Raw genomic sequence first — 24,736 nt, forward strand, 5'->3', positions numbered from 1 at the left:
TGGTCAGGAGCCCATGTCACCGCTCGGGCCCGGGTGCCGTCCTCCGCCGATGCCCTGCGGGTCCGCCGTTTCGGCCTCGGCCCGGCGGGGCGCATCGGTGAACTCCCGTCCGATCGCGTCCGCGAGCAGTGCGAGCTCCGCCCGGAGGGCCGGCCCGCACGCGTCGGGCAGGGTCTCCAGGAGCCCTTCCAGCATCGCCCGGAGCCGTCGGCAGACCTGGACGGAGCCGGCGCCGTAGTCGCGGATCTCCGTGACGGCGAGCCGGAGGTAGTCCTCCCAGGCCCGGCCCGGCACCACGAGCCGGGGCCGTCCGCCGCCGTCGCCGAGCACGTAGTGGCCGCGGAGCCCGACGCGCCCGACCGCATGCAGGAACGTCTCGACGTGGTTGAGCACCTGCACCGCGGTGGTGGGGTCGTTGACCGCCGGGGAGAGCGCCCTGACGGCGATGTCGACCAGGATGCGCAGGGCGAAGGCGGGGTCCTGCTCGATGGTCCGCTCCGCACCGAGGGCGAGGCGCCCGGCCACCTCCTGCGGGTCGGGCGCCGAGGTGTTGCCGTGGATCTCGACGACGACGGCGCCGGGCGACACGAAGTCGCCCACCACGTGGGCCATGACGAGGACGCAGTCGTGCCGGGTCGCCAGCGACACCATCCCGGCCGCGTCGAACGCCTGGATCACCCCGCCCCGCTCGGCCCGGACCCGGGTCACCGACCCGCCCGGCAGGACGGGCCCGGCCTCGCGCACGGCCGCCTCCCGGACTCCCGCCGCGGCGCGGTGCAGCACGTGCTCGCCCATGCGTCCCACCAGGTCGGCGATCGCCACCGGGCGCAGGTTGTGGGTGAAACGGTTGAGGTAGATCAGCAGGAGCAGCAGGCTGACGGAGACGGCGATGCCGGCCAGCGTGACGCCGAGGTTGGGGACGGAGTCGGACTCGATGCTCCGCAGCAACGTGTAGGCGAACGAGAACGTGCCGGTGAAGGTGGCCAGTACGGCCTTCTGCAGCCGGTCGCGGTACCACAGCCGCATGTAGCGCGGGGACAGCGTTCCGGTGGCCTGCTGGATCACCAGGACGCCGATGGTCACGACGAAGCCGAGCAGCGCGATCATCGAGCCGACCACGGAGCTGAGGACGCTGCTCGCGGTCGTCGCGGAGTAGTCCCAGGTCTTCGGCAGCCAGGACGCCCCGTCCGCGGCGGTCGCGGCCTCGGCCAGCGCGACACCGAGCACGAGCCCGAACAGCGGGACGATCCACAGGCTGGCCTTGGCGTACTGCCGCAGCCGGAACCGGGCTGCCCAGGTCGTCATGCGGGGCCCAGCAGCACGGCGGTGTCGTCCGGTGACAGGGCGGCGGGCCGCGACTCGGTGACCGGGTCCAGTTTGCCGTCGGGGCGGACGACGAAGAGGACGTCGTGGTCCGGCGGGATCGGCCGGGAGGCCGGCTGCACGAGGAAGCGGGCACCCTGCGCGAAGCGGGCCGCCAGGCGGTGCCGGACGAGTTCGCGGCCGAAGAGGATGTCGCCTCCCGTGAACGGCGCGACCACGCCGTGGCTGTCCTGCGGCGGCCCCACCCGGTAGACGGGCCCCTCCACGTTGTCCTTGACGACGACCGAGGCGAGCGCGTTGAAGTCGTCGTCGTCGGTGAGCAGGAACACCGCGGTGACGCCCTCCAGGCGTGCCCGCGGGTTGGTCGCGGTCGCCAGCATCTCCCCGTGCGCGAGTTCGAGGCCGGCCGCCCTGATCTGCTCGCGTTCCTCGTCGAGGCCCGCCCACATCAGCACGTCGAGGCCCGCCGACTGCAGGGCCTTCCCGAGACCGATCACCCACGGCTCGCCGCCGACGAGGAGCGGCCGGGTCCGGCTCGGCCGGACGACGCCGAGGCGCCGGGCCACGGGTGCGGCGGTCAGCGCGTAGAGGAGGACCGTGCCCACGATCACGAGGAAGGTGATCGGGAGGATCTTGGATGCGCCGGGCAGTCCCTTCTCCACGAGGGCGGCGGCGAACGCGGACGCGGTCGAGGCGGCGACGATGCCGCGCGGCGCCATCCACCCGATGAAGCCCCACTCGCCCGTGGTGAGTTCCGAGCCGCGGGCGGCCGCCCACGCGACGAGCGGCCGGACGAGGAGGACGAGGACCGCGATCAGGATCAGGGAGGGGACGAGCACGGGCACCACGGACGAAGGGGGGACGGAGGAGGAGATGGAGATGAACAGCAGGCCGATGATCAGCTGAACGAGTGTTTCGAGGAAGGGCCGGCGGGCCGGCATGTCCAGGCCCGGCAGGTTGGTGACGGCGAGTCCGGTGACGATCGCGGCGATGAGGCCGGTGTCGTCCCGGGCGATGTCGCAGCCCGCGGAGACGACGACCACCGTCGCCAGCTGCGCCAGGGTGCCGAGTGTCTCGCCGAGCCGCAGCTTGCGCAGTGCCAGCCAGAGGACGGCGGTGCCGACGGCGCCGCCCGCGAGGCCGACGCCCATGCTGATGAGGAACTGTCCGATCTGGTAGCCCCGGCCGATGTCGATCCGCCCCGTGGTCGCGACGGCGTGGAAGACGATGGCGCCGAGGATGCCGCCGATCGGGTCGGTGAGGGTTCCCTCCCAGATCAGGATGCGCCGCACCTTGTCGGTCGGGCGGACGAACTCCATCAGCGGCCCCACGACGGTCGGGCCCGACACGACGAGGATCACGCCGATCATCGCGGCCACCCGCAGGGGGATGCCGAACAGCGCCGGGCCGATGCCCGACACGGCGAAGAACGTGACCAGGATGCCGATGACCAGCAGCCGCCCGACGATCCCCCGGGTGCGGCCGGTGAGGTTGCGCAGGTTCAGCCCGAGGCCGGCGTCGTAGAGGATCACGGCGACGGACAGCGACACCAGCGCGGGGAAGTCCGGCCCGACGAGCCGTCCGGGATGGATGACGTCCGTCAGGGCACCGGCGGTGAACCCGACCGGCAGCAGCACGATCAGCGCGGGGACGCGCAGCTTGTTCGCCAGGACCTGCGAACCGGTGGCGAGGGCGACGGTCAGGGCGATACCCAGCAGGATCTCTTCGTCGGTCACAGCCGCCTTCCCTGTCGAGTGCCTGGGGCACCGTGGGATTGAATCGCATTCCGCGGACCGGCACTGCCGCAGGCGGGCAGACACGGCGACCGTCACCCGATCGGCCCCGGTGACCGCGGTCCGGCAGAAAGGTGTTTCTGGGTCGTCATGACGCTCTGTGAGCGGTCGGCCGGCTACGTCGGCGCGGCACCGCCGGACGCCTCCAGCGCGCGTACCCCGACCGTCGGGCTGTTCGGCCGTCCGGGCGCACCAAGCGGGGTGTGCGGCGAAGGCCGGGCCGGATCGGCCCGAACATGCGGAAGAGTTTCCCGGGAGCAACCTCGGAACGACGCGGGGAGCACGATGGGTACATCGGGGACGGCACCAACAATCGTCGTGGTGATGGGAGTGTCCGGTTCGGGGAAGACGACCCTGGGCAGGCTGCTCGCCCGGCGCCGCGGTGTGCCCTTCGTGGAGGGCGACGATCTCCACCCGGCGGCGAACATCGCGAAGATGTCGGCGGGAAAGCCGCTGGACGACGAGGACCGTGTGCCGTGGCTCCGTGCCGTCGCCGCCCGGATTGGCGCGGCGACGCAGGCCGGGGAGGGCGCTGTGATTTCCTGCTCCGCCCTCAAGTACGCGTACCGGCAGCTCTTTCGGGCGGCCGGGCCCGGTGTCTGGTTCCTTCAGCTCGACCTGGATCCCGCGGACGCGCGCGCCCGGGTCGCGCACCGGGCGGGGCACTTCATGCCGGCGGCCCTCATCACATCGCAGTACGAAGTACTGGAGCCGCTGCGGGCCGGCGAGCCGGGGCTGCGTGTGGATGCCACCGCCGGCCGCGAGGCGGTCCTGGAGGCGGTCGAGGCGGCTCTCGCAGACCTCGAGCGCCGGCCTCCGCGATGAACGGCGCCCCGGCCGGAGGGCGGGCCCTCGTCGAACGGAGCTTCCCGCGGCAGCCGGAGGTCGTCACGGTCGACGAGTGGACCGAGTCCCTCGAGCAGCGGCCCCAGCCGTGGCGGGCCGGGGGAAACCCCGTGGACCGGGGCACCGCGGCCGTGGTCGGATGAGGCCATGACCTTGTCCGTGGACGTGTTCGTCACCGGCGCCGACGGCCGGACGGAGGTGCTGGACGTGCCGGAGGGCGTGTCCGACCTGGCGGGCTTCGAGAGCTGGCGCACCACCGTGTGGGGCTCCGAGGCGGTCCGCTCGCTGGGCACGGAGTTCTTCCCGGTGCTCGCGACCGGGGACCTCAGGGTGGCCGCCGAGCAGGTGCCGGACTTCCGCCGGGAGTGCGCGGCCCTCCGGGCCGACCTCGAACGGGTGGCCCGCGGCGCCGACTCGGCGAAGGCACCCGAGGAGCACGTCCGGCAGATCTCGGCGCGCCTGCGGAACATCGAGGACGCCTGCGACCGTGCACGCGCCGTCGGCGGCGGCGTCCTCGTCTGGTAGCCGGTGGCGGGAGCCGCCGTGCCGAGCCGCCGTCGACCGTGCTCGACGGCCCGGCCGAACGCCACCGGGCCGCCTCGCGGGGCGGATGCCCGGCAGTGTCGGTGCAGGCTGCGATGCTGCCGGTATGGACGAGCACCTGATGCGCGGCCGCGTCTACGGGGCCGACTACGACGATCCCGACCCCGGGCCCAGGCCGGGGCGGGCCTACCGCGAACTGGTGGCGGGCCCGCTGGACGGGCTGCTGCTGGACGTGACGGGCTGGAGCGAGGCCGAGCTGGCCGAGGGCGCCGCCCTGCCCACCGAGATCGGCTCCCACGGCCCCGGCGGCCGCGCGACCTACGCGCCCAGGGAGGGCGACACCCGCCACTGGGACTGGCGCGGCGACACCCCCTGAGCCCGCGCCGGGCTCAGCCGGCCCGCGCGATCGTCGCCGTGACCGGTGCGCCGGGCCGCACCACCAGGTCGAAGACCGGCGCGGGGGCGGGCCCCGCCAGGCGCGGGACGAAGGCGGGCAGCAGCCGCTCCAGCAGCGCGACCGCCTCACGGAGCGCGAACTGCAGGCCCAGGCAGGCCCGGGCACCGATCCCGAAGGGCAGATAGGCGCCCGGATGGGCGGGCCGCCGGCCGGGGGCGAAGCGCTCCGGGTCGAAGCGCTCCGGGTCGGGCCACAGCACCGGATCGCGGTGCACCAGGTAGGGGCAGACCAGCACGTCCGTACCGGCCGCGACACGCCGTCCGGCCAGCACGTCGTCCTCGGTGGCGTGCCGGGGCAGCATCCACGCCGACGGGTAGAGCCGCAGGGTCTCGCTGACCAGCGCCTGCAGGGCCGCCCGGCGTTCCGGCGAACCCGCCGGGCCCGCCTCCAGCGCCCGCACCCGAGCCCCGGGGTGGGCGTCCAGCAGCAGGTGCAGCCAGGTCAGCGTGGTGGCGGTGGTCTCGTGGCCGGCCACCATGAGGGTGACGAACTCGTCCCGGATCAGCCGGTCGGTGTACTCGGGGCGGTCGGCCGCAGCCTCCAGCAGGACGTGCAGCAGCCCGGGGCCGTGCGGGCCCGGCGGCTCAGAGCGGGCCGCTTCCACGGCGCGCAGCACGACCCCGTCGATGCGGGCGAGCTCACCGGCGACGGCGGCCCGCGCGTCCTCCGCATCGGTCGGCAGCACCGGCAGCGCGGCGACCACGGCGTCCAGTGCGGCCAGTTCGGTGGCCGTCCCGTCCTCCAGCGGGTGGCCGGTGAGGGAGCGCCAGATGGTGTCCAGCGCGAACCGGCGCATCTCCTCGCGCAGGTCGACACTGCGCCCGGAGCCTGCATGGCCCGCCCACCGCTCGGCGCAGTCCTGTGCGGCCTCCGTGATCCGCTGCTCGTAGCGGCGCATCCCGGGGCCGGTGAACTGGCTCTGCAGCAGCCGCCGCTGCGAGCGCCACGGCTCGCCGGCCGCGGAGAGCACGCCGTCCCCCAGCAGGATGCGGCCGCGGTGCGACCGCTTGACGTAGCGGTCCGGGTGCCGGGCGAGGACGTGCTGGACGGCCTCCGGCCCGGTGACCACCACCGTCGGCGCAGGGCCGAGCCGGAAGGCCGCGACCGGGCCGAGGGCCGCGGCGGAGGCCAGCAGGTCGGCCATTCCCAGGCCCGCGGAGCGCCACCGCGCGACCTCCTCCTCCGGCAGTTCGGGCACGGCCGGCGGAGCCCCGCCGCCCGGCTGCTCGGCGGGACCTGCCGGAGGGATCTGCGTGACCATGGTCTGCTCCTGCTCGGTGCGCCGCCCCGGGGCAGCTCCTGCTGACGCTGCGTATGCTATCCAGGGCTCTGCGTACCGGGGGAGCCGTTCGGGTGACGGCTGCCGGGGGTGACGGCGGATCAGGGGCTTTCCGGTCAGGCCACGGTGTCCATGTCGGACGCCGTCACCTGCGGCGGAGCGGCCGGGGCCGGGGCACCGGCCGGGCGGCCGAGGCCCGCCTCGAGTTCGGCCAGGGCGAGGCGTACGGCGGCGATCCGCTCGCGCAGCTCCTCCGCGTGTTCCGCCGGCTCCGGCGCGCCCGGTGTCGCTGCCCGGGGGAGGGACGCCGCGCCGTCCTCGCCGGCCTCCATCGCGCGGGCCTCGTCCAGCGAGTTCAGCACCACCCCGATCAGGACGTTGACCAGCACGAACGAGGCCAGCAGGACGTACGAGGCGTAGAAGAGGACGCTCAGCCGCGAGATCTCCAGCCCGGCGTGCACGGCCTCGCCGAGCCCGTCCAGGGTCATCAGCAGGAAGAGGGTGAGCAGGGCCCTGCCGATGGAGCCGTAGTGCCCGGGGTCGCTGTCGGCGAAGCAGACCCAGCCGACCATCGCGTACACGTAGAGCACCAGCGCGCCGACGAACAGGAAGCTCACCGTGCCGGGCAGGCTGCGGCCGACGGCGACGAGCAGGATGCGCAGCTGCGGCAGGAAGCGGGCCGTCCGCAGCACCCGGGCGAGCCGCAGCAGCCGCAGCACCGTGGTGTTCTCCCGCACCAGCGGCAGGAAGGCCGAGGCGAGGACGGCCAGGTCGAAGAGGTTCCACGGGTCGCGGAAGAACCGTGCAGGCCGGTCGGCGTGCGCGCCGAGCCGCAGCAGCATCTCCACGGTGAAGACGGCGAGGCAGGCGCGTTCGGCGGCCTGCAGGGCCTGCTGGTACTCGGCGGCCAGGCCGCTGTACGTCTCCACGCCGAGCAGAGCCGCATTGGCGAGGATGGCGGCGAACACGGCGAGCCCGAAGAGCGGCGCCTCCGTCAGGGCCCGGCAGCGTGCGGCGAGTACCGCCCGGCCCGCCGGTGCGTTCCCAGCGCTCGTCATGACATCCCCTCCACGGCAGTCCGCGGCCCACCGCCGCGCCATGCCGGTCAACGATCTTCCGCGCCGGTGGTCACTCCTCCGTTCGGGCACACACGCGGGTCCTTGGGGCGCGGGCCGTTCCGCCGCGCGCCTGCGCCCCGGCGGCCGCGGTTTGCCGGTTCGGCAACAGGCTTTGTCGGATGCGGCGGTTCGGGTCCACGATCGGAGCAGGTGAACGGAGGGACGCACCATGACGACAGACACCCGGCAGATCCCGGACCCGGCAGACGGTGGCGGCGAGCGCGCCGCATGCCGGCCCACCCCCGGCGGCCACCGGCACGGCCACCAGGGCCACGAGGGCCACGAGGGCCACGAGGACCACCAGGGCCACGGCCACCGGCACGGCGGAGCGGACGGCGCGGGATCGCCGTCGACCGAGGAGTGGTGGGACAACCGGTACGGCGAGAAGGAACGGATCTGGAGCGGCAACCCCAACGCCGCGCTGGTCCGCGAGGCCGCCGACCTGCCGCCCGGCCGCGCCCTCGACCTCGGCTGCGGCGAGGGCGCCGACGCGGTCTGGCTCGCCCGGCAGGGCTGGCAGGTCACCGCCGTCGACATCTCCCGGGTCGCCCTCGACCGGGCGGCCGAGCACGCCGAGGAGGCCGGCGTCGCCGACCTGATCGACTTCCGGCGGACCGACCTCGCGACCGGGTTCCCCGAGGGCGCCTACGACCTGGTGTCCGCGCAGTTCCTGCACTCCGCGGTCGAGCTCCCGCGGGAGGCGATCCTGCGCAGGGCCGCCGAGGCCGTCGCCCCCGGCGGCGTCCTGCTGGTGGTCGGCCACAGCGGCCCGCCGTCCTGGCTCGACGGCACGGACGAAGGCCACGCGCACGGCTCGCTGCCCACACCCGCCGAGGTCCACGAGGCGCTCCGGCTGCCCGCCGGGGCCTGGGAACTGCTCCGCAGCGCCGAACACGTCCAGCCGATGACCGGCCCCGACGGCCTCCCCGCCACCCGGACGGACAACACCCTCATGCTGCGCCGCGTCCCCGCCTGACGGTCGCCCCGGGAGCCGTTCTCGGGGGCCCCGTGCAGCAGCAGCCGGACCGGCACTCATACCGCCGGCGGGGGAGGGGTGCGGTTCTCCTGGCGTGGCCCGGACTGCAGGAGCAGGGTGGCGATGTCGTCCCAGCGGCGGCCCGCCCGCCGTGCCCGTGCGACCAGTTCACGGACCGTCACCCCGAGGTCCGCCGCCAGGGAGTGGTCGACCTGCCCGGCGAGCGAGGCGATCGCCCGGCCGAGGTCCGTACCGGGTGCCTCCACCAGGCCGTCGGTGTAGAGCAGCAGCAGTGAGCCGGTGGCGAACGGCACTTCGGAGACCGGGTAGACGGCGTGCGGGTCGATTCCCATCGGCGGGCCCGGCGGGATGTCCAGCACCCGGGCCGGACCGCCCGGAGGCCGCAGCACCGGTGGCGGATGCCCGGCGCTGACCAGCTGGGCCCGCTCCGCCGCGAGGTCGAGGTGCGCGTACAGACAGGTGGTGAACAGGCCGGGGTCGAGGTCGCACAGCAGCCGGTTGGTGCGCCCGATCACCTCCTCCGGGGAGGCGCCGGCGGAGGCGTGCACGGCCGTACGGACCTGGCCCATCAGTGCGGCGGCCGGGAAGCTGTGGCCCTGCACGTCGCCGATCACCGCGGCGGCCGCCGAAGGGCCGAGCCGGATCAGGTCGTAGAAGTCGCCGCCGACGTCCATGCCCCGGGTCGTCGGCAGGTAGTGCGCGGCGACCTGCAGGCCGTCGATCGTGGGCAGCGTGTGCGGCAGCAGGGCCTGCTGCAGGTCGTGGGCGAGCTGGTTCTTGGTGTCGTACAGGTGCGCCCGGTCGAGGGCCTGTGCGATCAGGCCGGCCAGCGAGGTCAGTACGGTGCGCTCGTCGGCGGCGAAGGGGTGCGGCCGGTCGTAGGAGAGCAGCAGGCAGCCCACCGGACGGCCGGAGGTGATCAGCGGCAGGATCGCCCAGGCCTGCTTGCCGGTGACCTGGGGGACGTCCGGATAGACGGCCGCCAGCTCCTCGGAGCTGCCGAAGAAGCCCGGGATCCCGGTGTTCAGCGCCCGTACCGTGGGCGTGTTCCGCAGGGCGAGCGGGATCTCCTCGAAGCGCGCCATGGCCTCCGCCGTGTAGCCGCGGTAGCCGGACACCCGGAGCCGGCCGTGCTCGGAGGTCAGCAGCGCCAGGCCGTGCGCCCCGAAGGAGGGCAGCACCTGTTCGGCGACCAGCGACACCACGTCGTCCACCGACACCGCCTCGGTGAGGGCCGCCGCGAGGTGCATGATCTGGTAGATCTGGCCCGCCCGGGAGACCGGCACCGGCCGGGCCGGCGGCACCGGTTCGGGCCCGTCGTCGGCCGGGGTGATCCGGATGCTGATCCCGTCCTCGGCCGGGTACAGCCGGAACGCCAGCCACCGGTCCGGCGGGCGCATGGCGGTGAACGCGGACGGCTCGCGGCTGATGATCGCCGAGCGGTAGCGGTCCTCGTACGCCGGGTCGTCCAGCCACGGCAGCGCCTGCCAGGGCAGTGCGCCGAGCAGCTTCTCCGGGCCGGCGCCGAGCAGGGCGCAGGCCCCGTCGGTGAGGAAGACGATCCGGCCGTTCAGATCCAGCGCGCAGCTGCCGCCGGGCAGCCGCTCGGCGAACGCCCGGGCCGCCATCTCCGGCAGCTTCGCCGCCGCCAGCCGCAGCGGCAGCACCCGCGGCCTCGCCGGGACGGTGGGCCTCGTGCCCGCCAGCAGTTCGCCCAACTGGTCGCACGCGGCCGCGACCACGGCCCGCTCGGCCTCGCCCAGCTCCTGGGGGTGCGAGCTCGGCCACAGCAGCAGGAGCGCTCCCAGGCAGCGTTCGCCCGCGCAGACCGGGGCCGCGGCCAGCGCGAAGTGGTACGGCATGGTCACCGCGGACCGGGGGTACTGGCGGGCGAACTCCTGCTGGCTGCCCGACCACACCAGGGCCCGCCGCCGCACCGCGTCGCCGACCGGGAAAGGCGCCGTCACCGCGACCCTGGTCCACGGGGCGACGAACTCGGCCGGGAGGCCGCGGACCACCGCGAGATGCAGCACGTCCTCGTCCTCCGGGAGCAGGAACAGGCATGCGGAGGAGGCTCCGCACATCTCCACGAGACCGGTCAGCGCGCCGTCGATCCGCCCGTCCCAGCCCGCCCGGCCGCGGTCACCGCCGGCCGGCACGGGGGGCTCCCCGCATGCCCGGAACGCCCGGCGGCCGGGGAGGCGGCGCAGGCCACAGCGTCATCCGGACATCGCCCATACCAGCGACGCTACGCCCGCGGGCCGCGCCGGGCACCCCGGGCGGTACTGCGGAACCGCCCCCGGGGGCGCCGCCGGATGCCGTCCGGCCTGCGGATATCCTCGGCAGCCGGCGACCGGGAGCCGGAAGCCGGTCGACAGGGCAGGGGAGCGGGCGATGGGGCACGAGGAGTGCGGCGACGGGAAGCTCGCGGCCGAGGGCGAGATCGCCGTGGCCAGACTGGCGCTCGACTCCGGAGACCTCCCGCACGCGGCCGACCACCTGGCCGACGCCATGCTCCACGACCCGCAGCAGCCCGACCTGTACGAGGCGCTCGCCGAGCTGTGCGCCCGGGCGGGCGGCGCGGCCGCCGCCCGCACGTACTTCCCGCTCGAGGGCCGGATCTACCTGGGCACCCTCGTCTGCCGTGCGCACATCGAGGCGGCGGCGGGCGACTGGGACGACGCGGTCGGTCTGATCGCCTCCGCGATCGGCTTCGAGCCCGCCACACCCTGGGCGCACGCCGCCTGGTTCGCCCGCGAGGACCTCGCCGAGCTGGTCACCCCCGACGCCGTGGTCCAGGCACTGCCCCGCGCCATGAGCGGCCTGCCCGATCCGATGCCCGAGGACCTGGCGGCCGCCGTGCGGCCGTTCGCCGACCTGGTGCGGGCCGCGGTGCGGCGCCACCCCGACCATGCCGCGCTGCTCGCCCTCGCCTCCGGCCTGGTCCGCCGCCTCGGCGACACCGAGGAGGGCGTCCGGCTCGCCGAACGCGCCCACCGGGCCGCCCCCGGACACCTGTCGGCGGTGATGTTCGGCAACGCCCTGCGCGCCCACGGCGACACCGGGCGCGCCCTGGCCGTCTGGGAGGCCGAACTCGCCCGCGACCCGTCCGACACCCACCTCGCCGTCGACGTCGCCGAGTTGTACGGGGCGACCGGCCGCCCCGCGAAGGGCCTGCCCTGGCTGGACCGCGTCCTCGCCGCCGAGCCCGACCACCCCAAGGCCGGCCCCGCCCGGCACGGCCTGCGGCACCGCATCGACGGCGGCACGGTGCATCTGGTCGCCCTCGCCGACCACCACCGGGCCCACCCGGACCACGACTACGCCCCGGAGCTGCTCGCCCACCTCGTCCGGCAGCAGCCCTGGCTGGGCATCGTCCCCGGCGCCCGCGAGGCGACCGTGAACGTCCTCCACCAGTGCCTGGAGTCGCCGACGGCGACCCGCGACAGCGAACTCGAGATCACCGCCTCGCAGCTGGAACCGCCCAGCTCCCGGCTGGCCGTGCGGCTCGCCTTCCCGGCCGCCGACGTCGCGTACGGCAGCATCCCCGAGCCCGACCCGCGCAACCCCGTCCGCCCGGTCGGCACCCGGGTCTGGACCTGGAACGGCACCGAACCGGCCCCCGCCGTCCCGGCCCCCTCGGCCGACGCCGCCGAACTGCTGCGGGACACCGCCGAGATCGCCTGGCCCGCCCCGCCGGCCGCCTACGACCACGCCGTACGGCTCGCCGGTCTGCCGCTCGAGGACCTGCTCGGCGCCCTCGCCCATCCGCCGGCCCCGCGCGAGGACGAGCTCGGCCGCGCGCTGCTCGCCCACCAGCCCGAACTGTGGGTGCGCGCCGTCCAGGTCTTCGCCTGCCTCGGCATCGCGCACCACCGCACCGACCAGCCCTGGGCCGACTCGAAGCGCCGCGAGGTGCTGCTGGACCTCCTGTACGGAGCCGACGACTGGACGGTCGAGGCCGCGGGCTTCGCCCTGGCCGCCGTCGGCTGGACGCAGCCCGAGACGCGCACCGACATCGCCGATCACCTGCACACCCGGCTCCGCCACACCGCCGAGGCCGCCCGCCGGCGCGAGGTGACGATCCTTCAGTCGCTCTGCACCCTGATGCTCGTCTGCCCCTGGGCCGACGCCCGAGCCCTCACCCTGGCCCGCACCCTCGCCGAAGAGCCCGCCGACGACACCCCGGCCACCGCCCCCGCCGTCCCGAAGCCCGGTCTCCTCCGCCGCCTGTTCCGCCGCCACTGAAGGGTGCGGCCGGGGGCGGGGGTACCCCGGTCGAGCAGCCCGTTCGGATCATCGGCATGTTCCAGGCGCATCCGTGCGGGCACATACCGGATGACAGGACGTCAGGAGCAGCCGCCCCGCCGTCGTACGGCCCGCGGCACGCCCGGCGTCGAGCACAACCCCTGCCGATCGACGACCGGGGCCGCGCGGACCTGCCCGCGGCGCCCCCACGCCACCCCCACCCCAGGGCCGTTGCGGCCGCCCACCGGCGGCCCGCCGCCGCGTGCGCCCGGCCCGCCGCACCACGAAGGGGTACCGATGGCCGACCTCAACCTCCCCGGCGCCGAACAGCGCCGGCTCGACGACGCGCCCATGGCCGGAGACGGCGGCGCCCGCACCATCTGGCACATCACCTGGGACCGCAACGCCACCGCCGACGCCCCCGCCGACCTGCTGCCCTTCGACAACCTCGCCAACTACTTCACCGGGTCGGGCTCCGGCGCGGCACCGCACGTCCTCTGGGACCCGTTCACCGGCCGGACCGCCCAGTTCTTCGCCGCCACCTCCCGCAGCAAGTCGGTGGTCAACGCCCCCGGCGGCGTCGAGACCAACCGCAAGGGTGACATCTGCATCCAGATCGAGAGCCTGTTCTTCCCGTACTGCCGGGTCGGCGGCAGGGTCTACGCCACCCTCGCCGACGCCCCCTGCACCGGACTCGACCGGATCGTCGCCTGGCTGCGCTCCTGGGGCGTCCCCGACGTCTGGCCGATGGGTGCACCCACCTGGTCCGCGAACCGCTCCGCCACCACCTGGAACACCCGCAGCGGCCACTACGGCCACTCGCAGGTCCCGGAGAACGACCACACCGACCCCGGGCCGATGCCCGACCTGTTCCGCTTTCCCCCGACCGGCACCGCCGACCGGCGCCGACTCGACGAAGAAGTGAGGTGACACCCGTGGCACTCGTCATCGGAGACGTCAAGCCCGGCTTCCTGGACGGCCACCCCGAGAACAGCACCCTCATCCCGCTGCCGCCCCAGAACGGCGGTGCCGTCGGATGGGGCCCCGTCTACCTCTCGTTCGGCTGCGACTTCGGCGACGCCCAGTTGCGCATCGCCGTCTGGAACGAGAACTCCCGGTCGTGGCGGGTCTCCAGCCTGACGGTCACCGCCGCCGGCGGCCGGGTCGGCGTCCCCGTCCAGGACGGCGACTCCAAGGTCTCCGTCGCCCGGGTCAAGGCCTCCGCCACCGACACCGGCCTCTGCCCGATCGGCTACCTCGTCGAGGCGATCCTCCGCGCCTGACGGCCCACCCGATGCGCGTCCGAGGACGAGGCCGGGGACGCCCTGTCGGTGCGTCAGGCCTCCTCGCCCACAGGGCCCGGGCGCAGCTGGTGGAGGGTGTAGCCGCGTCCGGCGGGGTCCATGCGGCGGGTGGCGGTGGTGAAGAGCTCGGCGGCCCGGCGGTAGGAGAGGCGGCCGCGGCCGGTGCCGGGGCAGCGGTCGGCGGCGGGCGTGCCGGCCGGGGCGCGGCGCTCGGTGAGCAGCAGCGGCCCGCCGGTGCGGCCGGCGACGAGCAGCGGCAGGAGCCGGGCGCTTGCGGCCCGCCAGCGCAGGGCGGGCCGGCCGGGGCCGGGCAGGGTGCAGCGGTGGAGCAGGTCCAGGTGGTCGACGTCCAGTGCGAGCACGGACTCCACCGGGGCGCCGCTCTCGTGCAGCAGCCGCCACGTCACCCGCTCCCGCAGCGGTGCCCGCAGGGCGAGTACCGCCCGCAGTTCGTCCGGGCCGAGCGGCGCGGCGGCCTCCGGGCGGGGGAGCGGGCGCAGGCCCGCGGCCGGGTCGGCGGCGAGCCAGCCCTGCTCCTGCCACCAGGCCAGGGCGCCGCGCAGGATGGACAGCTCGCGGTTGAGGGTGCGCGGGTCCGCGTCGGCGGCCCGCCGGGCCAGCGCGGACTGCAGCAGCGCCGGCGCCGCCGGGCCGTCCAGTACGGCGAGCGGCAGCACCGGGGGCCGGGCGCCGCGGCGGGCGGCACCGACCGGGACGGGCCGGTCGGCCATCAGCCAGGACCAGTTCGCCAGTGCGATCCGGTAGACGCGCCGCGAGCCCTCGCCGAGCGGCGCGGCGGCGAGGTAGCGGCCGACCGCAACCTCGTACTCCACCGGTGCGGAGCTGTCGCAGTAAATCACCCGGCCATTAGAGCATCCTGCCCGAGTCCTCCCAGTAAGCAGGGCGTCTACCCGCGTTGCAAGATCATTGCGCCACCGTCGCTCAGGTACGCCCGCCGCAGGGTGCACGCCGCCCGTCGCCCCGGCGTCCTCGGCCGTACCTCCCCGCCGACGCCCCGTCAGGCCGGTGCAATAAATCCGGTGCCCCGCCGCCGGGGTGTTCCCTAGACTCGCCGCGAGCCGCACGCCACCGGATCGGGCGTGCGCCGTGACGAATCGAGGGGAGTCGGGCCGTGCGTACCTGCACCGCTGTCGTCGTCCCCCCGTCGCGTTTCGAGGTGATCCTGGTGTCTTCGTCGACCCGGTGCCGGCTGCGCGCCCTGCACCGGAGGTCCGTGACGAACGCCTGACCTGCGCACCCGCCCCACCCGCTCCGCCGTACGGCCCGTGACCGTCCGGCAGCGCGGCCTGCGACGGCGGTGTGCCCGAGGTCCGTCCGCGGGGGAATGTCCCGCACCCGCGTCGTCCGCCCATCGCGCCGCCCTTTCCCCAACGCTCGAAAGGCACCGGGCCGTGCGCACCGACCTGAACCGCTCCATCGTCACCCGTTCCACCGTCGACCGCCCTGCCGTCTCCCGCCCGGCCGACCTGCCGGCGGCCGTCCGCAACCTGGGCATCCTGGCCCACGTGGACGCGGGCAAGACCACCGTCACCGAGCGGGTCCTCTACCTCACCGGCGCCATCCACCGCCGCGGCGAGGTCCACGACGGCACCACCGTCACCGACTTCGACTCCCAGGAACGCGACCGCGGCATCACCATCTTCGCCGCGGCCGTCAGCTGCAGCTGGGACGGGCACCGGATCAACCTGATCGACACCCCGGGCCACGTCGACTTCTTCGACGAGGTGGAACGCTCCCTGCGCGTCCTCGACGGCGCCGTCGCCGTCTTCGACGCGGTGGCGGGCGTCGAACCGCAGAGCGAGGCGGTGTGGCGCCAGGCCGACCGGCACGGCGTGCCCCGGATCGCCTTCGTCAACAAGCTCGACCGGGCCGGCGCCGACCTCGACTCGGCGGTCGCCTCGATCCGCGAACGGCTGCACCCGGCCCCGCTGGCCGTCCAGCTGCCGATCGGACGCGAGGACGGCTTCACCGGCGTCGTGGACCTGCTCCGCATGCGTGCCCTCACCTGGTCCGACGGCACCGACGGCGCCCACGAGGGGCCGGTGCCCGAGACCCTGCGCGAGGACGCCGAGCGGCGCCGCCGCGCACTCGAGGAGGCGGTCGCCGAACTCCACCCCGCCGCACTGGAGGAGTTCTGCACCCACGGCACCCTCGGCGCCACGACGCTGGCCGCGGCCCTGCGCGACCTCACCCGCACCGGCGAGGCCGTCGTGGTGCTCTGCGGCTCGGCCTACCGCAACCGCGGCATCGAACCGCTGCTGCAGGCCGTCGTGGACTACCTGCCGTCCCCGCTGGACGTGCCGGCCGTCCGCGGCACCCTCGGCGGCGAGGTGCAGGAGCGGCCCGCCGACCCGGCGGCACCGTTCGCCGCCCTCGCCTTCAAGGTCAACTCGACCGCCACCGGCCGGCTGACCTACCTGCGCATCTACTCCGGAACCGTCCGAAAGGGGGACACCGTGCTCGACACCGCCACCGGCCGTACCGAGCGGATCGCCCGCCTCGTACGCGTCCAGGCCGACCGGCACGCCGAGACCGACACGGCCACTGCCGGAGACATCGTCGCGGCGATCGGACTCAAGGCGGCCCGCGCGGGCGCCACCCTGTGCGCACCCGCCGCCCCGCTCGTCCTCGAACCGCCGACCACGGCCGAACCGGTCGTCTCGGTCGCCGTCGAGGCCTGCCGCAACACCGACACCGAGCGGCTCGCCACCGCCCTGGCCCGACTGGTCGAGGAGGACCCGTCGCTCGCCGTCCGCACCGACCCCGAGACCGGACAGGTCCTGCTGTCCGGCATGGGAGAACTGCACCTGGAGGTCGCCGTGGAGAAGATCCGCCGCGCCAACGGCGTCGAGGTCGCCGTCGGCCGCCCCCAGGTCTCCTACCGGGAGACCGTGGCCGCCGGCGTCACCGGCCTGGTGTACCGGCACGTCAAGCAGGACGGCGGCGCGGGCCAGTTCGCCCACGTCGTCATCGACGTCGAACCGCTGCACCCCGACCCGGAGGCGGCGGACGGCGGCGACGGTGCGGGCCGCTTCGAGTTCCGCTCCACCGTCACCGGCGGGCGCGTCCCGCGCGAGTACGTCCAGGCGGTCGAGGCGGGCTGCCGCGACGCCCTCGCCGAGGGCCCGCTCGGCGGCCACCGGGTGACCGGCGTGCGGGTGACCCTCACCGACGGTGCGACCCACGTCAAGGACTCCTCCGAGACGGCGTTCCGCACCGCCGGCCGGTTCGCCCTGCGGGACGCGCTGCGCGCCTGCCGGATGACCCTGCTCGAACCGGTGGTCGAGGTCACCGCCACCGTGCCCGACGACGCCGTCGGCGCGGTGATCGGCGACCTCGCCGCCCGCCGCGGCCGGGTCACCGGCCAGGCGGCCAGGGCGGGCACGGCGGTCGTCACCGCGACCGTCCCGCTGGCGGAACTGTTCGGCTACGCAACCCGCCTGCGCAGCCGCACCCAGGGCCGCGGCACCTTCACCACCCGCCCCACCGGCTACGCCCCGGCCCCCTGAGAGACGGGCAAGCCACTCAGGGGCGCGGGGAACTGCGCGAATCCGGAAGGCCACTCACCCGAGCCGTCCTCCCTCTCCCGCACCCCCGCGCCCCACCGGGGCTGATGGCAAGCCACTCAGGGGCGCGGGGAACTGCGCGAATCCGGAAGGCGACCCACCCGAGCCGTCCCCGGTCTCCCGCACCCCCGCGCCCCACCGGGGCTGATGGCAAGCCACTCAGGGGCGCGGGGAACTGCGCGAATCCGGAAGGCGACCCACCCGAGCCGTCCTCCCTCTCCCGCACCCCTGCGCCCCGAAAGCCCGGCACCCCGTCAACTCGTCGCCCGCCCACCGCACCTCCGGAGGACACTGCACCCCATCATGGACACCGGCCGTCCGCGATCACGCCCGGCCGGCCGGTGTCCCACGGAGGAGAAACCCATGCCCAAGGCCCCCGCACCGCTCCGTCTGGAGGCGATCGCCACGGTCGGCCCCGCCGGGATTCCCGCTGCGGCGGCGGAGGCCGAGCGCCGCGGGATCGGCCGGTTCAGCATGTCCGAGACCGCGCACAACCCCTTCCTCCAGCTGGCCCGCGCCGCCGACCGCACGGAGTCGATCGAACTGGCCACCGGCGTGGCGATCGCCTTCGCCCGCACGCCGATGACCCTCGCCTACGAGGCATGGGGCCTGCACGAGGCGTCCGGCGGACGGGCCGTCGTCGGCCTCGGCTCGCAGATCAAGCCGCACATCGTCCGCCGTTTCGGCATGCCCTGGGACCGTCCGGCGGCCCGGATGACCGAGTACGTCGCCGCCGTCCGCGCCATCTGGCACAGCTGGCAGACCGGTGAGCGGCTGGCCTTCCGGGGCGAGTTCTACACCCACACCCTGATGACCCCGGTGTTCGCCCCTGGCCCGGTCGAGTCCGGCACCCCGCCGATTCTGCTCGCCGGCGTCGGACCGCTGATGACCAGGGCTGCGGGTGCCGTCGCCGACGGTCTGATCGCCCACCCCTTCACTTCGGTGCGCCATCTGGCCGAACACGTCCTGCCCGGTGTGCGGGCCGCCCGGGCCGAGGCCGAGAGCGCCGGCTCGCCCTGGACGGCACGGCCGTTCGAGGTGGTCGGCTCGGTGCTCACCGCGACCGGCCGCACCGAGGAGGAACTCGAGCAGAACCGCCGCGGGATCCGTGAGCGGATCGCCTTCTACGCCTCCACCCCCGCCTACCGGCCCGTCCTGGAGACGCACGGCTGGGGCGGGCTGCACGACGAGCTGCACCCGCTGTCCGTCCGCGGCCGGTGGAAGGAGATGGGCGATCTCGTCGACGACGAGGTCTTCGACGCCTTCGCGGTGGCCGGCGAGCCGGCCGAGGCCGCCCGGGAGATCCACCGCCGCTACGCCGGCCTCGTCGACCGGCTCGCGGTGCACGGCCCGGAGGGCTCCGACCCCGGACCGGTGCTGGACGTCCTGAGCGAGGTCCGCGCACTCGACACGGCGGGGTGATATGCAACACCGAGTACCGTGTACACGGTGCACTGAGTGCCGTAATCCGCGGATGGTGCTAGGTTTCAGCGCATGACCAACGCGCAGAAGGCCGAAGCGGAGGCCACGGCCGCCACCGGGAAGCCCGCAATGCGCGACGCCCTGATCGCGGCCGCCTTCCAGCTGTTCCTGGACCGGGGCTACGAGCAGACCACCATCGACGACATCGTCGGCCTGGCCGGCGTCGGCCGCCGCTCGTTCTTCCGCTACTTCCCCTCCAAGGAGGACGTGGTCTTCCCCGACCACGAGCAGTGCCTGGCGGACATGACCGCCTTCCTGCAGGACAGCGCCGACACCGACGACCCCGTCCTGCGGGTCTGCGACGCCGCCCGCCTGGTGCTGCGGATGTACGCCGAGAACCCCACCTTCTCCGTGCAGCGCTACCGCCTCACCCGCCAGGTCCCCGGCCTGCGCACCTACGAACTCTCGGTCGTCTGGCGGTACGAGCGCACCCTCGCGGAGTTCCTCCGCGGTCGCTTCGCCGCCCGCAAGGACGGCACGCTGCGCGCCGACGCCATTGCCGCCTCCGTGGTCGCCGCGCACAATCACGGGCTGCGCTCCTGGCTGCGCGCCAACGGCCAGGGCGACGCCGAGGCCGAGGTCGACCGCGCCCTCGAGTACGTCCGCAACACCTGGTCGTCGAAGCCGCAGGCCCAGCCCGGCGCAGACGAGGAGGAGGACGTGATCGTCGTCATCACCAAGCGGCGCACCCCGATGTGGCGGGTCGTCAGGGACGTCGAAGCCAGCCTCAACAACGACTGACCGCCACCCGCCCGGGGCCGCCGCCTCTCCGCGAAGCCGGCCCTCGGCTCGTGCTGCGCTGCCGCGGCGTTCACTCGGGCGACTCGTCCAGCAGATCGAACAAGCGGGCGTGCACCTGGAGTCGTAGGACCTGTTCCGGACCGGACACCCGTGAACGCGAAGACGCTCGGCCGGGGAAACCCCGGCCGAGCGTTCTTGCTGGATCCCCGGACGACCGATGCGGTGCCCGGTCGAACCGACCCGGTGTCGGGTCAGCGGCCCTTCGCCTCGGCGGTGAGCTGGGGGAGGACGGTGAACAGGTCGCCGACGACGCCGTAGTCGACGAGCTCGAAGATCGGGGCCTCGGGGTCCTTGTTGACCGCGACGATGGTCTTCGAGGTCTGCATGCCGGCCCGGTGCTGGATGGCGCCGGAGATGCCCGCGGCGACGTACAGCTGCGGGGAGACCTGCTTGCCGGTCTGGCCGACCTGGTTGGTGTGCGGGTACCAGCCGGCGTCGACGGCGGCGCGGGAGGCGCCGACGGCCGCGCCGAGCGCGTCCGCGAGCTCCTCGACGACGGCGAAGCCCTCGGCGGCGCCGACGCCGCGGCCGCCGGAGACCACGATCGCGGCCTCGGTCAGCTCGGGGCGGCCGGAGGAGACCCGCGGGGTGCGGGCGGTGACGGTGGCGGCGTTGCCGGTGAACTCCACCGTCACGGGCTCGACGGTGCCGGCGGCCGGGGCCGGCTCGGGGGCGGCGGCGTTCGGCTTGACGGTGATCACCGGGGCGCCGGCGGTCACGGTCGACTTGACCTGGAAGGAGGCGGCGAACACCGACTGGGTGGCGACCGGGCCGGTCTCGCCCGGCTCGAGGTCGACGGCGTCGGTGATGATGCCCGAGCCGAGCCGCAGCGCGGTGCGGGCGGCGATCTCCTTGCCCTCGCCGGAGGAGGTGACCAGCACGGCGGCGGCGCCGGCGGCCTGGGCGATCTGGGTGAGGGCGTCGACCTTCGGCACCACCAGCTGGCTGCCGAACCGGTCGGCGTCGGCGGTGTAGACCTTGGCGGCGCCGTACTCGGCGGCCTTGGCGGCGATCGCCGCCGTGTGGTCGCCGGCGCCCAGGACGACGGCGGAGGGCTCGCCGATGCGGCGGGCCAGGGTGAGCAGTTCGAGGGCCGGCTTGCGGACCGCGCCGTCGGCGTGGTCCACGAGAACCAGGATCTCAGCCATTGGTTCTTGCTCCTGATCGTTCGTTGGATGCGCGCGGGCGGGTCAGATGAACTTCTGCTCGGCGAGGTAGGCGGCGAGCTGCTTGCCGCCGTCGCCCTCGTCGGTGACGACGGTGCCGGCGGTGCGCGGCGGGCGGGCGGTGATCTCGCCGACCTTGGTCCAGGAGCCGGCCAGGCCGACGGTGTCGGCGTCGATGCCCAGGTCGTCCAGGTCGAACTCCTGCACGGGCTTCTTCTTCGCGGCCATGATGCCCTTGAAGGAGGGGTAGCGGGCCTCGCCGGACTGGTCGGTGACCGACACCACGGCCGGCAGCGGGGCCTCGACCTGCTCGGTGGCGGCGTCGCCGTCCCGGCGGCCCCTCACCGTGCCGTTGTCGACCGCGACCTCGGACAGCAGGGTGGCCTGCGGCACGCCCAGGCGCTCGGCGAGCAGCGCGGGCAGCACGCCCATCGTGCCGTCGGTGGAGGCCATGCCGCACACCACCAGGTCGAAGCCGGTCTTCTCCAGCGCCTTCGCCACGATCGCCGAGGTGCCGATCACGTCCGAGCCGTGGATGTCCTCGTCGTTGACGTGCACGGCCTTGTCCGCGCCCATCGACAGCGCCTTGCGCAGCGCGTCCTTCGCGTCGTCGCCGCCCACGGTCAGCACCGTCACCTCGGCGTCCCCGGACGCCTCCGCGATCCGCAGCGCCTGCTCCACGCCGTACTCGTCCAGCTCCGACAGGAGGCCGTCCACGCCATCCCGGTCGGTGGTGGTGTCGTCCGCGAAGCGACGGTCACCGGTCGCGTCGGGCACGTACTTCACACAGACAACGATCTTGAGAGTCACGGTGCCTGCTCCTTTCTGACGGAGGTTTCGTTACGGGAGGTTGCGGGCCATGACGATGCGCTGGACCTGGTTGGTGCCCTCGTAGATCTGGGTGATCTTGGCGTCGCGCATCATCCGCTCGACCGGGTAGTCGCGGGTGTAGCCGTAGCCGCCGAGGAGCTGGACGGCGTCGGTGGTGATCTCCATCGCGGCGTCGGAGGCGAAGCACTTGGCGGCGGCGCCGAAGAAGGTCAGGTCGGCGTCGGTGCGCTGGGACTTCGCGGCGGCGGCGTAGGTGAGCTGGCGGGCCGCCTCCAGCTTCATCGCCATGTCGGCGAGCATGAACTGGATGCCCTGGAACTCGGCGATGGCCCTGCCGAACTGCTTGCGCTCCTGGACGTAGCCCTTGGCGTAGTCGAGGGCGCCCTGGGCGATGCCGATGGCCTGCGCGGCGATGGTGACCCGGGTGTGGTCGAGGGTCTTCATCGCGGTGGCGAAGCCGGTGCCCTCGGCGCCGATCATCCGGTCGGCGGGGATCCGCACGTTGTCGAAGTAGACCTCGCGGGTCGGCGAGCCCTTGATGCCGAGCTTCTTCTCCGGGGCGCCGAAGGACACGCCCTCGTCGCCCTTCTCGACCACGAACGCGGAGATGCCCTTGGAGCGCAGCGCCGGGTCGGTGACCGCCATGACGGTGTAGAACTCGGACACGCCGGCGTTGGTGATCCACCGCTTGACGCCGTTGAGCACCCAGAAGTCGCCGTCGCGGACCGCGCGGGTCTTCATGCCGGCCGCGTCCGAGCCGGCCTCCGGCTCGGACAGGCAGTAGGAGAACATGCCCTCGCCGCGGGCGAGCGCGCCCAGGTACTTGGCCTTCAGCTCCTCCGAGCCGGACAGCTGGACGGGCAGCGAGCCGAGCTTGTTCACCGCGGGGATCAGCGAGGACGAGGCGCAGACCCGGGCGACCTCCTCGATCACGATCACGGTGGCCAGCGCGTCCGCGCCCGCGCCGCCGTACTCCTCCGGCACGTGCACCGCGTGCAGGTCGTTGCCCTGCAGCGCCTCCAGCGCCTCGTGCGGGAACCGGCCCTGCTCGTCGACCTCGGCCGCGAACGGGGCGATCTTCGCCTCGGCCAGCGACCGCACCGCGTCACGGAGCATGTCGTGCTCCTCGGTCAAGCGGAACAGATCGAAGGAGTTGCTCATGGTTCTGGTGCTCCAGTCCGTCCCGCGCAGCCGTTGGCGGAACACGATCCACAGAGAGGGAACTCAGTTCCCCTAATAGAACACACTCTGTGCCATCAACGCCAGCCCGGTCCGCCGCGACATGCCGAAGGGGGCCGCCCGGACTGTCCGGACGGCCCCCTTCGGGAGGCGGTCAGCCCTTGGAGGTGTGGAGGACGGTGGGGGCGGCTGCGGCCACGCGGCCGGCGCCGAGGAAGACGAGGTGGTCCAGGCGGGCCCCGTAGGGCCAGCCCTCGGCGCGGTAGAAGCAGAGGTCGCCCGGGGCGGGCGCGGCCCGCAGGTCGCCTGCGAAGGTGCCCTCCGGCAGGGCCGCGGCGGCGGCCAGCAGCGGGTCCTCGGACTTCGCCCAGTCCGCGACCGGCTCGGGGAGGACCCACGGCTCGCCCGTGTTGGGGAAGAACCAGCCGCTCGCCGCGCCGGCCGAGCGTGCGAAGTCCGCTGCCGCGGCCGCCTCGCGGGCGATCCGGGCGACGGTCAGCAGCAGGTCCGCCAGCGACTCCCCGAGCAGCGTCAGCTCCGGGTACTCCCGCAGCAGCCGTTCCTCGGCCGACACCGTGACGGCGCAGCCCCACTCCCCGCTGTCCGGGTCGATCCGGATCTGGGCGAGCGCCCGGTGCTGTCCGTACGACACCAGGGCGATCGGCCAGTACGTGCCGTCGCCGCCCAGCATCCGGTGCACCTCGGGGTCGGCCCGGTGCTCGGGCCCGCCCGGCAGCAGGCGCAGCACCGGCAGCCCGGCCACCGCGACACCGCCGATCTCCCGGACCACCGCCCGGACCTCCGGCGGCACGGGGACGGGCCAGCCGTCCATCTCCGCGTCCGTGCAGCCCGGTTCGAGGCGGATTGATTCGGGGTGGGCGGCCGCGAGGGCGCGCAGCTCGGCCACCGCCCGCTGCGGAGCGTCCGCGGGCACGGTGTGCCGCCGCACCGGGCGGCCCAGGAAGTCCCCGCTGACGATGCTGCGGAAGAGCAGCGCCCGACCGCCGCCCAGCATCCGGAACTCCATCTCGCTGCCGCCGGTGTCGGCGGTGTTGTACGCGAAGGAGTGGTACGGCTCCCAGTCGATCCGGCAGGGGAGACCGGGCAGCCGGCGCAGGTCGGCGACGTCGGCGAGCGGGTCGCCGCGGCCGACCAGGGCGGCGAGCCCGGCGTCCGGGCCCTCGGCGGCCGCCACGCTGGGCACGGCGGCGATCGAGGCCGTCGGCGCTCCGCCGCGGCAGGCGTCCGCGCCGGGGTCGGCGAGGCGGGCCGCGAGGGCGAGCAGCCAGTCGCCGAACGTCTCGGCCTCGACGACGGCCTCCGGATCGTCCCACTGCCGGATCGCCACCACCGGGCCCCAGTCCGCGGCCTCCGGGTCGCCCACGCCGACGATCACCGTGCTCTCCGTCCGGTGGTAGGAGCCGAGCCCCCAGTAGCCGTCGGCGAACGAGGACGGCCGCAGGGCGCGCGGGCCGAAGACGTGCTCCTCGTCGCGCGTACGGACACCGCCCGCCACCCGCAGCACGGTCCGCACGGCCTCGGGCACCGGCACCGGCCAGCCGTCCATCTCCGCGTCGCCGAAGCCGTCGAGCACCTCGACGCCGTCCACCGCGCGCAGTGCGAGCAGCGCCCGCACCGCCTCCTGCGCCCGTTCCGTTCCCCCGCCGGCTGCCATGCGGTCCCTCCCGATTCGCTGTCCTGACGATCGCCGGACAGCTTATGGCGTCTCCTCGGAGGTCATGGGTGCCCCCACGCGTCCCCGAGTTGACCCCCGAGTGCCCC

Annotated in this window: 20 protein-coding genes; 10 read left to right on the top strand and 10 right to left on the bottom strand. The window is 74.4% G+C overall.

From position 1 onward, the window contains the following. Window positions 1–3: 3 nt before the first annotated feature. Both ACQ614_RS36635 and ACQ614_RS36640 read right to left on the bottom strand, forming a co-directional pair. Complete coding sequence (locus ACQ614_RS36635) at window positions 4–1,305, bottom strand: DUF2254 domain-containing protein (RefSeq protein WP_431683436.1); 1,302 nt, start codon at window positions 1,303–1,305, stop codon at window positions 4–6. Further along, complete coding sequence (locus tag ACQ614_RS36640) at window positions 1,302–3,059, bottom strand: cation:proton antiporter (RefSeq protein WP_431683437.1); 1,758 nt, start codon at window positions 3,057–3,059, stop codon at window positions 1,302–1,304. The genes ACQ614_RS36635 and ACQ614_RS36640 overlap by 4 nt, the downstream gene beginning before the upstream one ends. A gap of 381 nt (window positions 3,060–3,440) precedes the next feature. Between ACQ614_RS36640 and ACQ614_RS36645 the strand changes: the two genes are divergently transcribed. The 3 genes from ACQ614_RS36645 (at window position 3,441) to ACQ614_RS36655 (ending at window position 4,881) form a co-directional block, all read left to right on the top strand. Continuing rightward, window positions 3,441–3,941: a gluconokinase gene (locus ACQ614_RS36645; RefSeq protein ID WP_431684115.1), complete on the top strand. Its 501-nt coding sequence runs from the start codon at window positions 3,441–3,443 to the stop codon at window positions 3,939–3,941. 168 nt (window positions 3,942–4,109) lie between these two features. Beyond that, window positions 4,110–4,487, top strand: coding sequence for a hypothetical protein (locus ACQ614_RS36650; RefSeq protein WP_431683438.1), 378 nt, complete (start codon window positions 4,110–4,112; stop codon window positions 4,485–4,487). Between the two features lie 124 nt (window positions 4,488–4,611). Continuing rightward, entirely contained in the window at window positions 4,612–4,881 is a 270-nt protein-coding gene (locus ACQ614_RS36655; RefSeq protein ID WP_431683439.1) for a hypothetical protein, read from the top strand. A 13-nt stretch (window positions 4,882–4,894) separates the two neighbouring features. On the opposite strand, the gene ACQ614_RS36660 is transcribed toward ACQ614_RS36655, so the two are convergent. Together ACQ614_RS36660 and ACQ614_RS36665 are read right to left on the bottom strand one after the other, a co-directional pair. Continuing rightward, a complete protein-coding gene (locus tag ACQ614_RS36660; RefSeq protein ID WP_431683440.1) occupies window positions 4,895–6,223 on the bottom strand; it encodes a cytochrome P450 in 1,329 nt (442 codons plus the stop codon). 134 nt (window positions 6,224–6,357) lie between these two features. After that, complete coding sequence (locus ACQ614_RS36665) at window positions 6,358–7,299, bottom strand: ion transporter (protein ID WP_431683441.1); 942 nt, start codon at window positions 7,297–7,299, stop codon at window positions 6,358–6,360. Window positions 7,300–7,528: 229 nt separating this feature from the next. Between ACQ614_RS36665 and ACQ614_RS36670 the strand changes: the two genes are divergently transcribed. Continuing rightward, window positions 7,529–8,335: an SAM-dependent methyltransferase gene (locus ACQ614_RS36670; RefSeq protein ID WP_431683442.1), complete on the top strand. Its 807-nt coding sequence runs from the start codon at window positions 7,529–7,531 to the stop codon at window positions 8,333–8,335. A 56-nt stretch (window positions 8,336–8,391) separates the two neighbouring features. Here the strand turns inward: ACQ614_RS36670 and ACQ614_RS36675 are convergent, their stop codons facing one another. Beyond that, the gene (locus ACQ614_RS36675) at window positions 8,392–10,515 is read right to left on the bottom strand and encodes a SpoIIE family protein phosphatase (RefSeq protein WP_431683443.1); all 2,124 of its coding nucleotides are present in this window, start codon (window positions 10,513–10,515) and stop codon (window positions 8,392–8,394) included. 235 nt (window positions 10,516–10,750) lie between these two features. Between ACQ614_RS36675 and ACQ614_RS36680 the strand changes: the two genes are divergently transcribed. From ACQ614_RS36680 to ACQ614_RS36690, 3 genes are all read left to right on the top strand, one after another. After that, the gene (locus ACQ614_RS36680) at window positions 10,751–12,604 is read left to right on the top strand and encodes a tetratricopeptide repeat protein (RefSeq protein ID WP_431683444.1); all 1,854 of its coding nucleotides are present in this window, start codon (window positions 10,751–10,753) and stop codon (window positions 12,602–12,604) included. A 297-nt stretch (window positions 12,605–12,901) separates the two neighbouring features. Further along, on the top strand, window positions 12,902–13,534 hold the full coding sequence (locus ACQ614_RS36685; protein ID WP_431683445.1) for a hypothetical protein: 633 nt from the start codon (window positions 12,902–12,904) through the stop codon (window positions 13,532–13,534). A gap of 5 nt (window positions 13,535–13,539) precedes the next feature. Continuing rightward, the gene (locus ACQ614_RS36690; RefSeq protein WP_431683446.1) at window positions 13,540–13,887 is read left to right on the top strand and encodes a hypothetical protein; all 348 of its coding nucleotides are present in this window, start codon (window positions 13,540–13,542) and stop codon (window positions 13,885–13,887) included. 53 nt (window positions 13,888–13,940) lie between these two features. On the opposite strand, the gene ACQ614_RS36695 is transcribed toward ACQ614_RS36690, so the two are convergent. Beyond that, window positions 13,941–14,768: a hypothetical protein gene (locus ACQ614_RS36695; protein ID WP_431683447.1), complete on the bottom strand. Its 828-nt coding sequence runs from the start codon at window positions 14,766–14,768 to the stop codon at window positions 13,941–13,943. Between the two features lie 552 nt (window positions 14,769–15,320). Between ACQ614_RS36695 and fusA the strand changes: the two genes are divergently transcribed. The 3 genes from fusA to ACQ614_RS36710 all read left to right on the top strand — a co-directional run bounded on the left by fusA (window position 15,321) and on the right by ACQ614_RS36710 (window position 19,718). After that, entirely contained in the window at window positions 15,321–17,438 is a 2,118-nt protein-coding gene (gene fusA, locus ACQ614_RS36700; RefSeq protein WP_431683448.1) for an elongation factor G, read from the top strand. Window positions 17,439–17,858: 420 nt separating this feature from the next. Then, the gene (locus ACQ614_RS36705; protein ID WP_431683449.1) at window positions 17,859–18,917 is read left to right on the top strand and encodes a TIGR03617 family F420-dependent LLM class oxidoreductase; all 1,059 of its coding nucleotides are present in this window, start codon (window positions 17,859–17,861) and stop codon (window positions 18,915–18,917) included. 129 nt (window positions 18,918–19,046) lie between these two features. Beyond that, the gene (locus ACQ614_RS36710; protein WP_431684116.1) at window positions 19,047–19,718 is read left to right on the top strand and encodes a TetR family transcriptional regulator; all 672 of its coding nucleotides are present in this window, start codon (window positions 19,047–19,049) and stop codon (window positions 19,716–19,718) included. Window positions 19,719–19,969: 251 nt separating this feature from the next. Here ACQ614_RS36710 and ACQ614_RS36715 read toward each other — a convergent pair whose 3' ends face one another. The 4 genes from ACQ614_RS36715 to ACQ614_RS36730 all read right to left on the bottom strand — a co-directional run bounded on the left by ACQ614_RS36715 (window position 19,970) and on the right by ACQ614_RS36730 (window position 24,629). After that, window positions 19,970–20,926, bottom strand: a complete 957-nt coding sequence (locus ACQ614_RS36715) for an electron transfer flavoprotein subunit alpha/FixB family protein (protein ID WP_431683450.1) — start codon at window positions 20,924–20,926, stop codon at window positions 19,970–19,972. Between the two features lie 42 nt (window positions 20,927–20,968). Continuing rightward, window positions 20,969–21,754, bottom strand: a complete 786-nt coding sequence (locus ACQ614_RS36720; RefSeq protein WP_431683451.1) for an electron transfer flavoprotein subunit beta/FixA family protein — start codon at window positions 21,752–21,754, stop codon at window positions 20,969–20,971. Between the two features lie 30 nt (window positions 21,755–21,784). Next, on the bottom strand, window positions 21,785–22,936 hold the full coding sequence (locus ACQ614_RS36725) for an acyl-CoA dehydrogenase family protein (RefSeq protein WP_431683452.1): 1,152 nt from the start codon (window positions 22,934–22,936) through the stop codon (window positions 21,785–21,787). A gap of 172 nt (window positions 22,937–23,108) precedes the next feature. Then, window positions 23,109–24,629 (bottom strand): hypothetical protein, encoded by a 1,521-nt coding sequence (locus tag ACQ614_RS36730; protein WP_431683453.1) that lies wholly within the window; start codon window positions 24,627–24,629, stop codon window positions 23,109–23,111. Window positions 24,630–24,736 lie beyond the last annotated feature (107 nt).

It is taken from the genome of Kitasatospora dryopteridis (assembly GCF_050749075.1).
In the GTDB taxonomy this organism is placed as follows: Bacteria; Actinomycetota; Actinomycetes; order Streptomycetales; family Streptomycetaceae; genus Kitasatospora.

Bases quoted from the DNA above. Each gene is read 5' to 3' on its own strand.
- ACQ614_RS36635 (WP_431683436.1), bottom strand. From the start codon at position 1,305: ATGACGACCTGGGCAGCCCGGTTCCGGCTGCGGCAGTACGCCAAGGCC.
- ACQ614_RS36645 (WP_431684115.1), top strand. From the start codon at position 3,441: ATGGGAGTGTCCGGTTCGGGGAAGACGACCCTGGGCAGGCTGCTCGCC.
- ACQ614_RS36650 (WP_431683438.1), top strand. From the start codon at position 4,110: ATGACCTTGTCCGTGGACGTGTTCGTCACCGGCGCCGACGGCCGGACG.
- ACQ614_RS36655 (WP_431683439.1), top strand. From the start codon at position 4,612: ATGGACGAGCACCTGATGCGCGGCCGCGTCTACGGGGCCGACTACGAC.
- ACQ614_RS36660 (WP_431683440.1), bottom strand. From the start codon at position 6,223: ATGGTCACGCAGATCCCTCCGGCAGGTCCCGCCGAGCAGCCGGGCGGC.
- ACQ614_RS36665 (WP_431683441.1), bottom strand. From the start codon at position 7,299: ATGACGAGCGCTGGGAACGCACCGGCGGGCCGGGCGGTACTCGCCGCA.
- ACQ614_RS36670 (WP_431683442.1), top strand. From the start codon at position 7,529: ATGACGACAGACACCCGGCAGATCCCGGACCCGGCAGACGGTGGCGGC.
- ACQ614_RS36680 (WP_431683444.1), top strand. From the start codon at position 10,751: ATGGGGCACGAGGAGTGCGGCGACGGGAAGCTCGCGGCCGAGGGCGAG.
- ACQ614_RS36685 (WP_431683445.1), top strand. From the start codon at position 12,902: ATGGCCGACCTCAACCTCCCCGGCGCCGAACAGCGCCGGCTCGACGAC.
- ACQ614_RS36705 (WP_431683449.1), top strand. From the start codon at position 17,859: ATGCCCAAGGCCCCCGCACCGCTCCGTCTGGAGGCGATCGCCACGGTC.
- ACQ614_RS36710 (WP_431684116.1), top strand. From the start codon at position 19,047: ATGCGCGACGCCCTGATCGCGGCCGCCTTCCAGCTGTTCCTGGACCGG.
- ACQ614_RS36715 (WP_431683450.1), bottom strand. From the start codon at position 20,926: ATGGCTGAGATCCTGGTTCTCGTGGACCACGCCGACGGCGCGGTCCGC.
- ACQ614_RS36725 (WP_431683452.1), bottom strand. From the start codon at position 22,936: ATGAGCAACTCCTTCGATCTGTTCCGCTTGACCGAGGAGCACGACATG.
- ACQ614_RS36730 (WP_431683453.1), bottom strand. From the start codon at position 24,629: ATGGCAGCCGGCGGGGGAACGGAACGGGCGCAGGAGGCGGTGCGGGCG.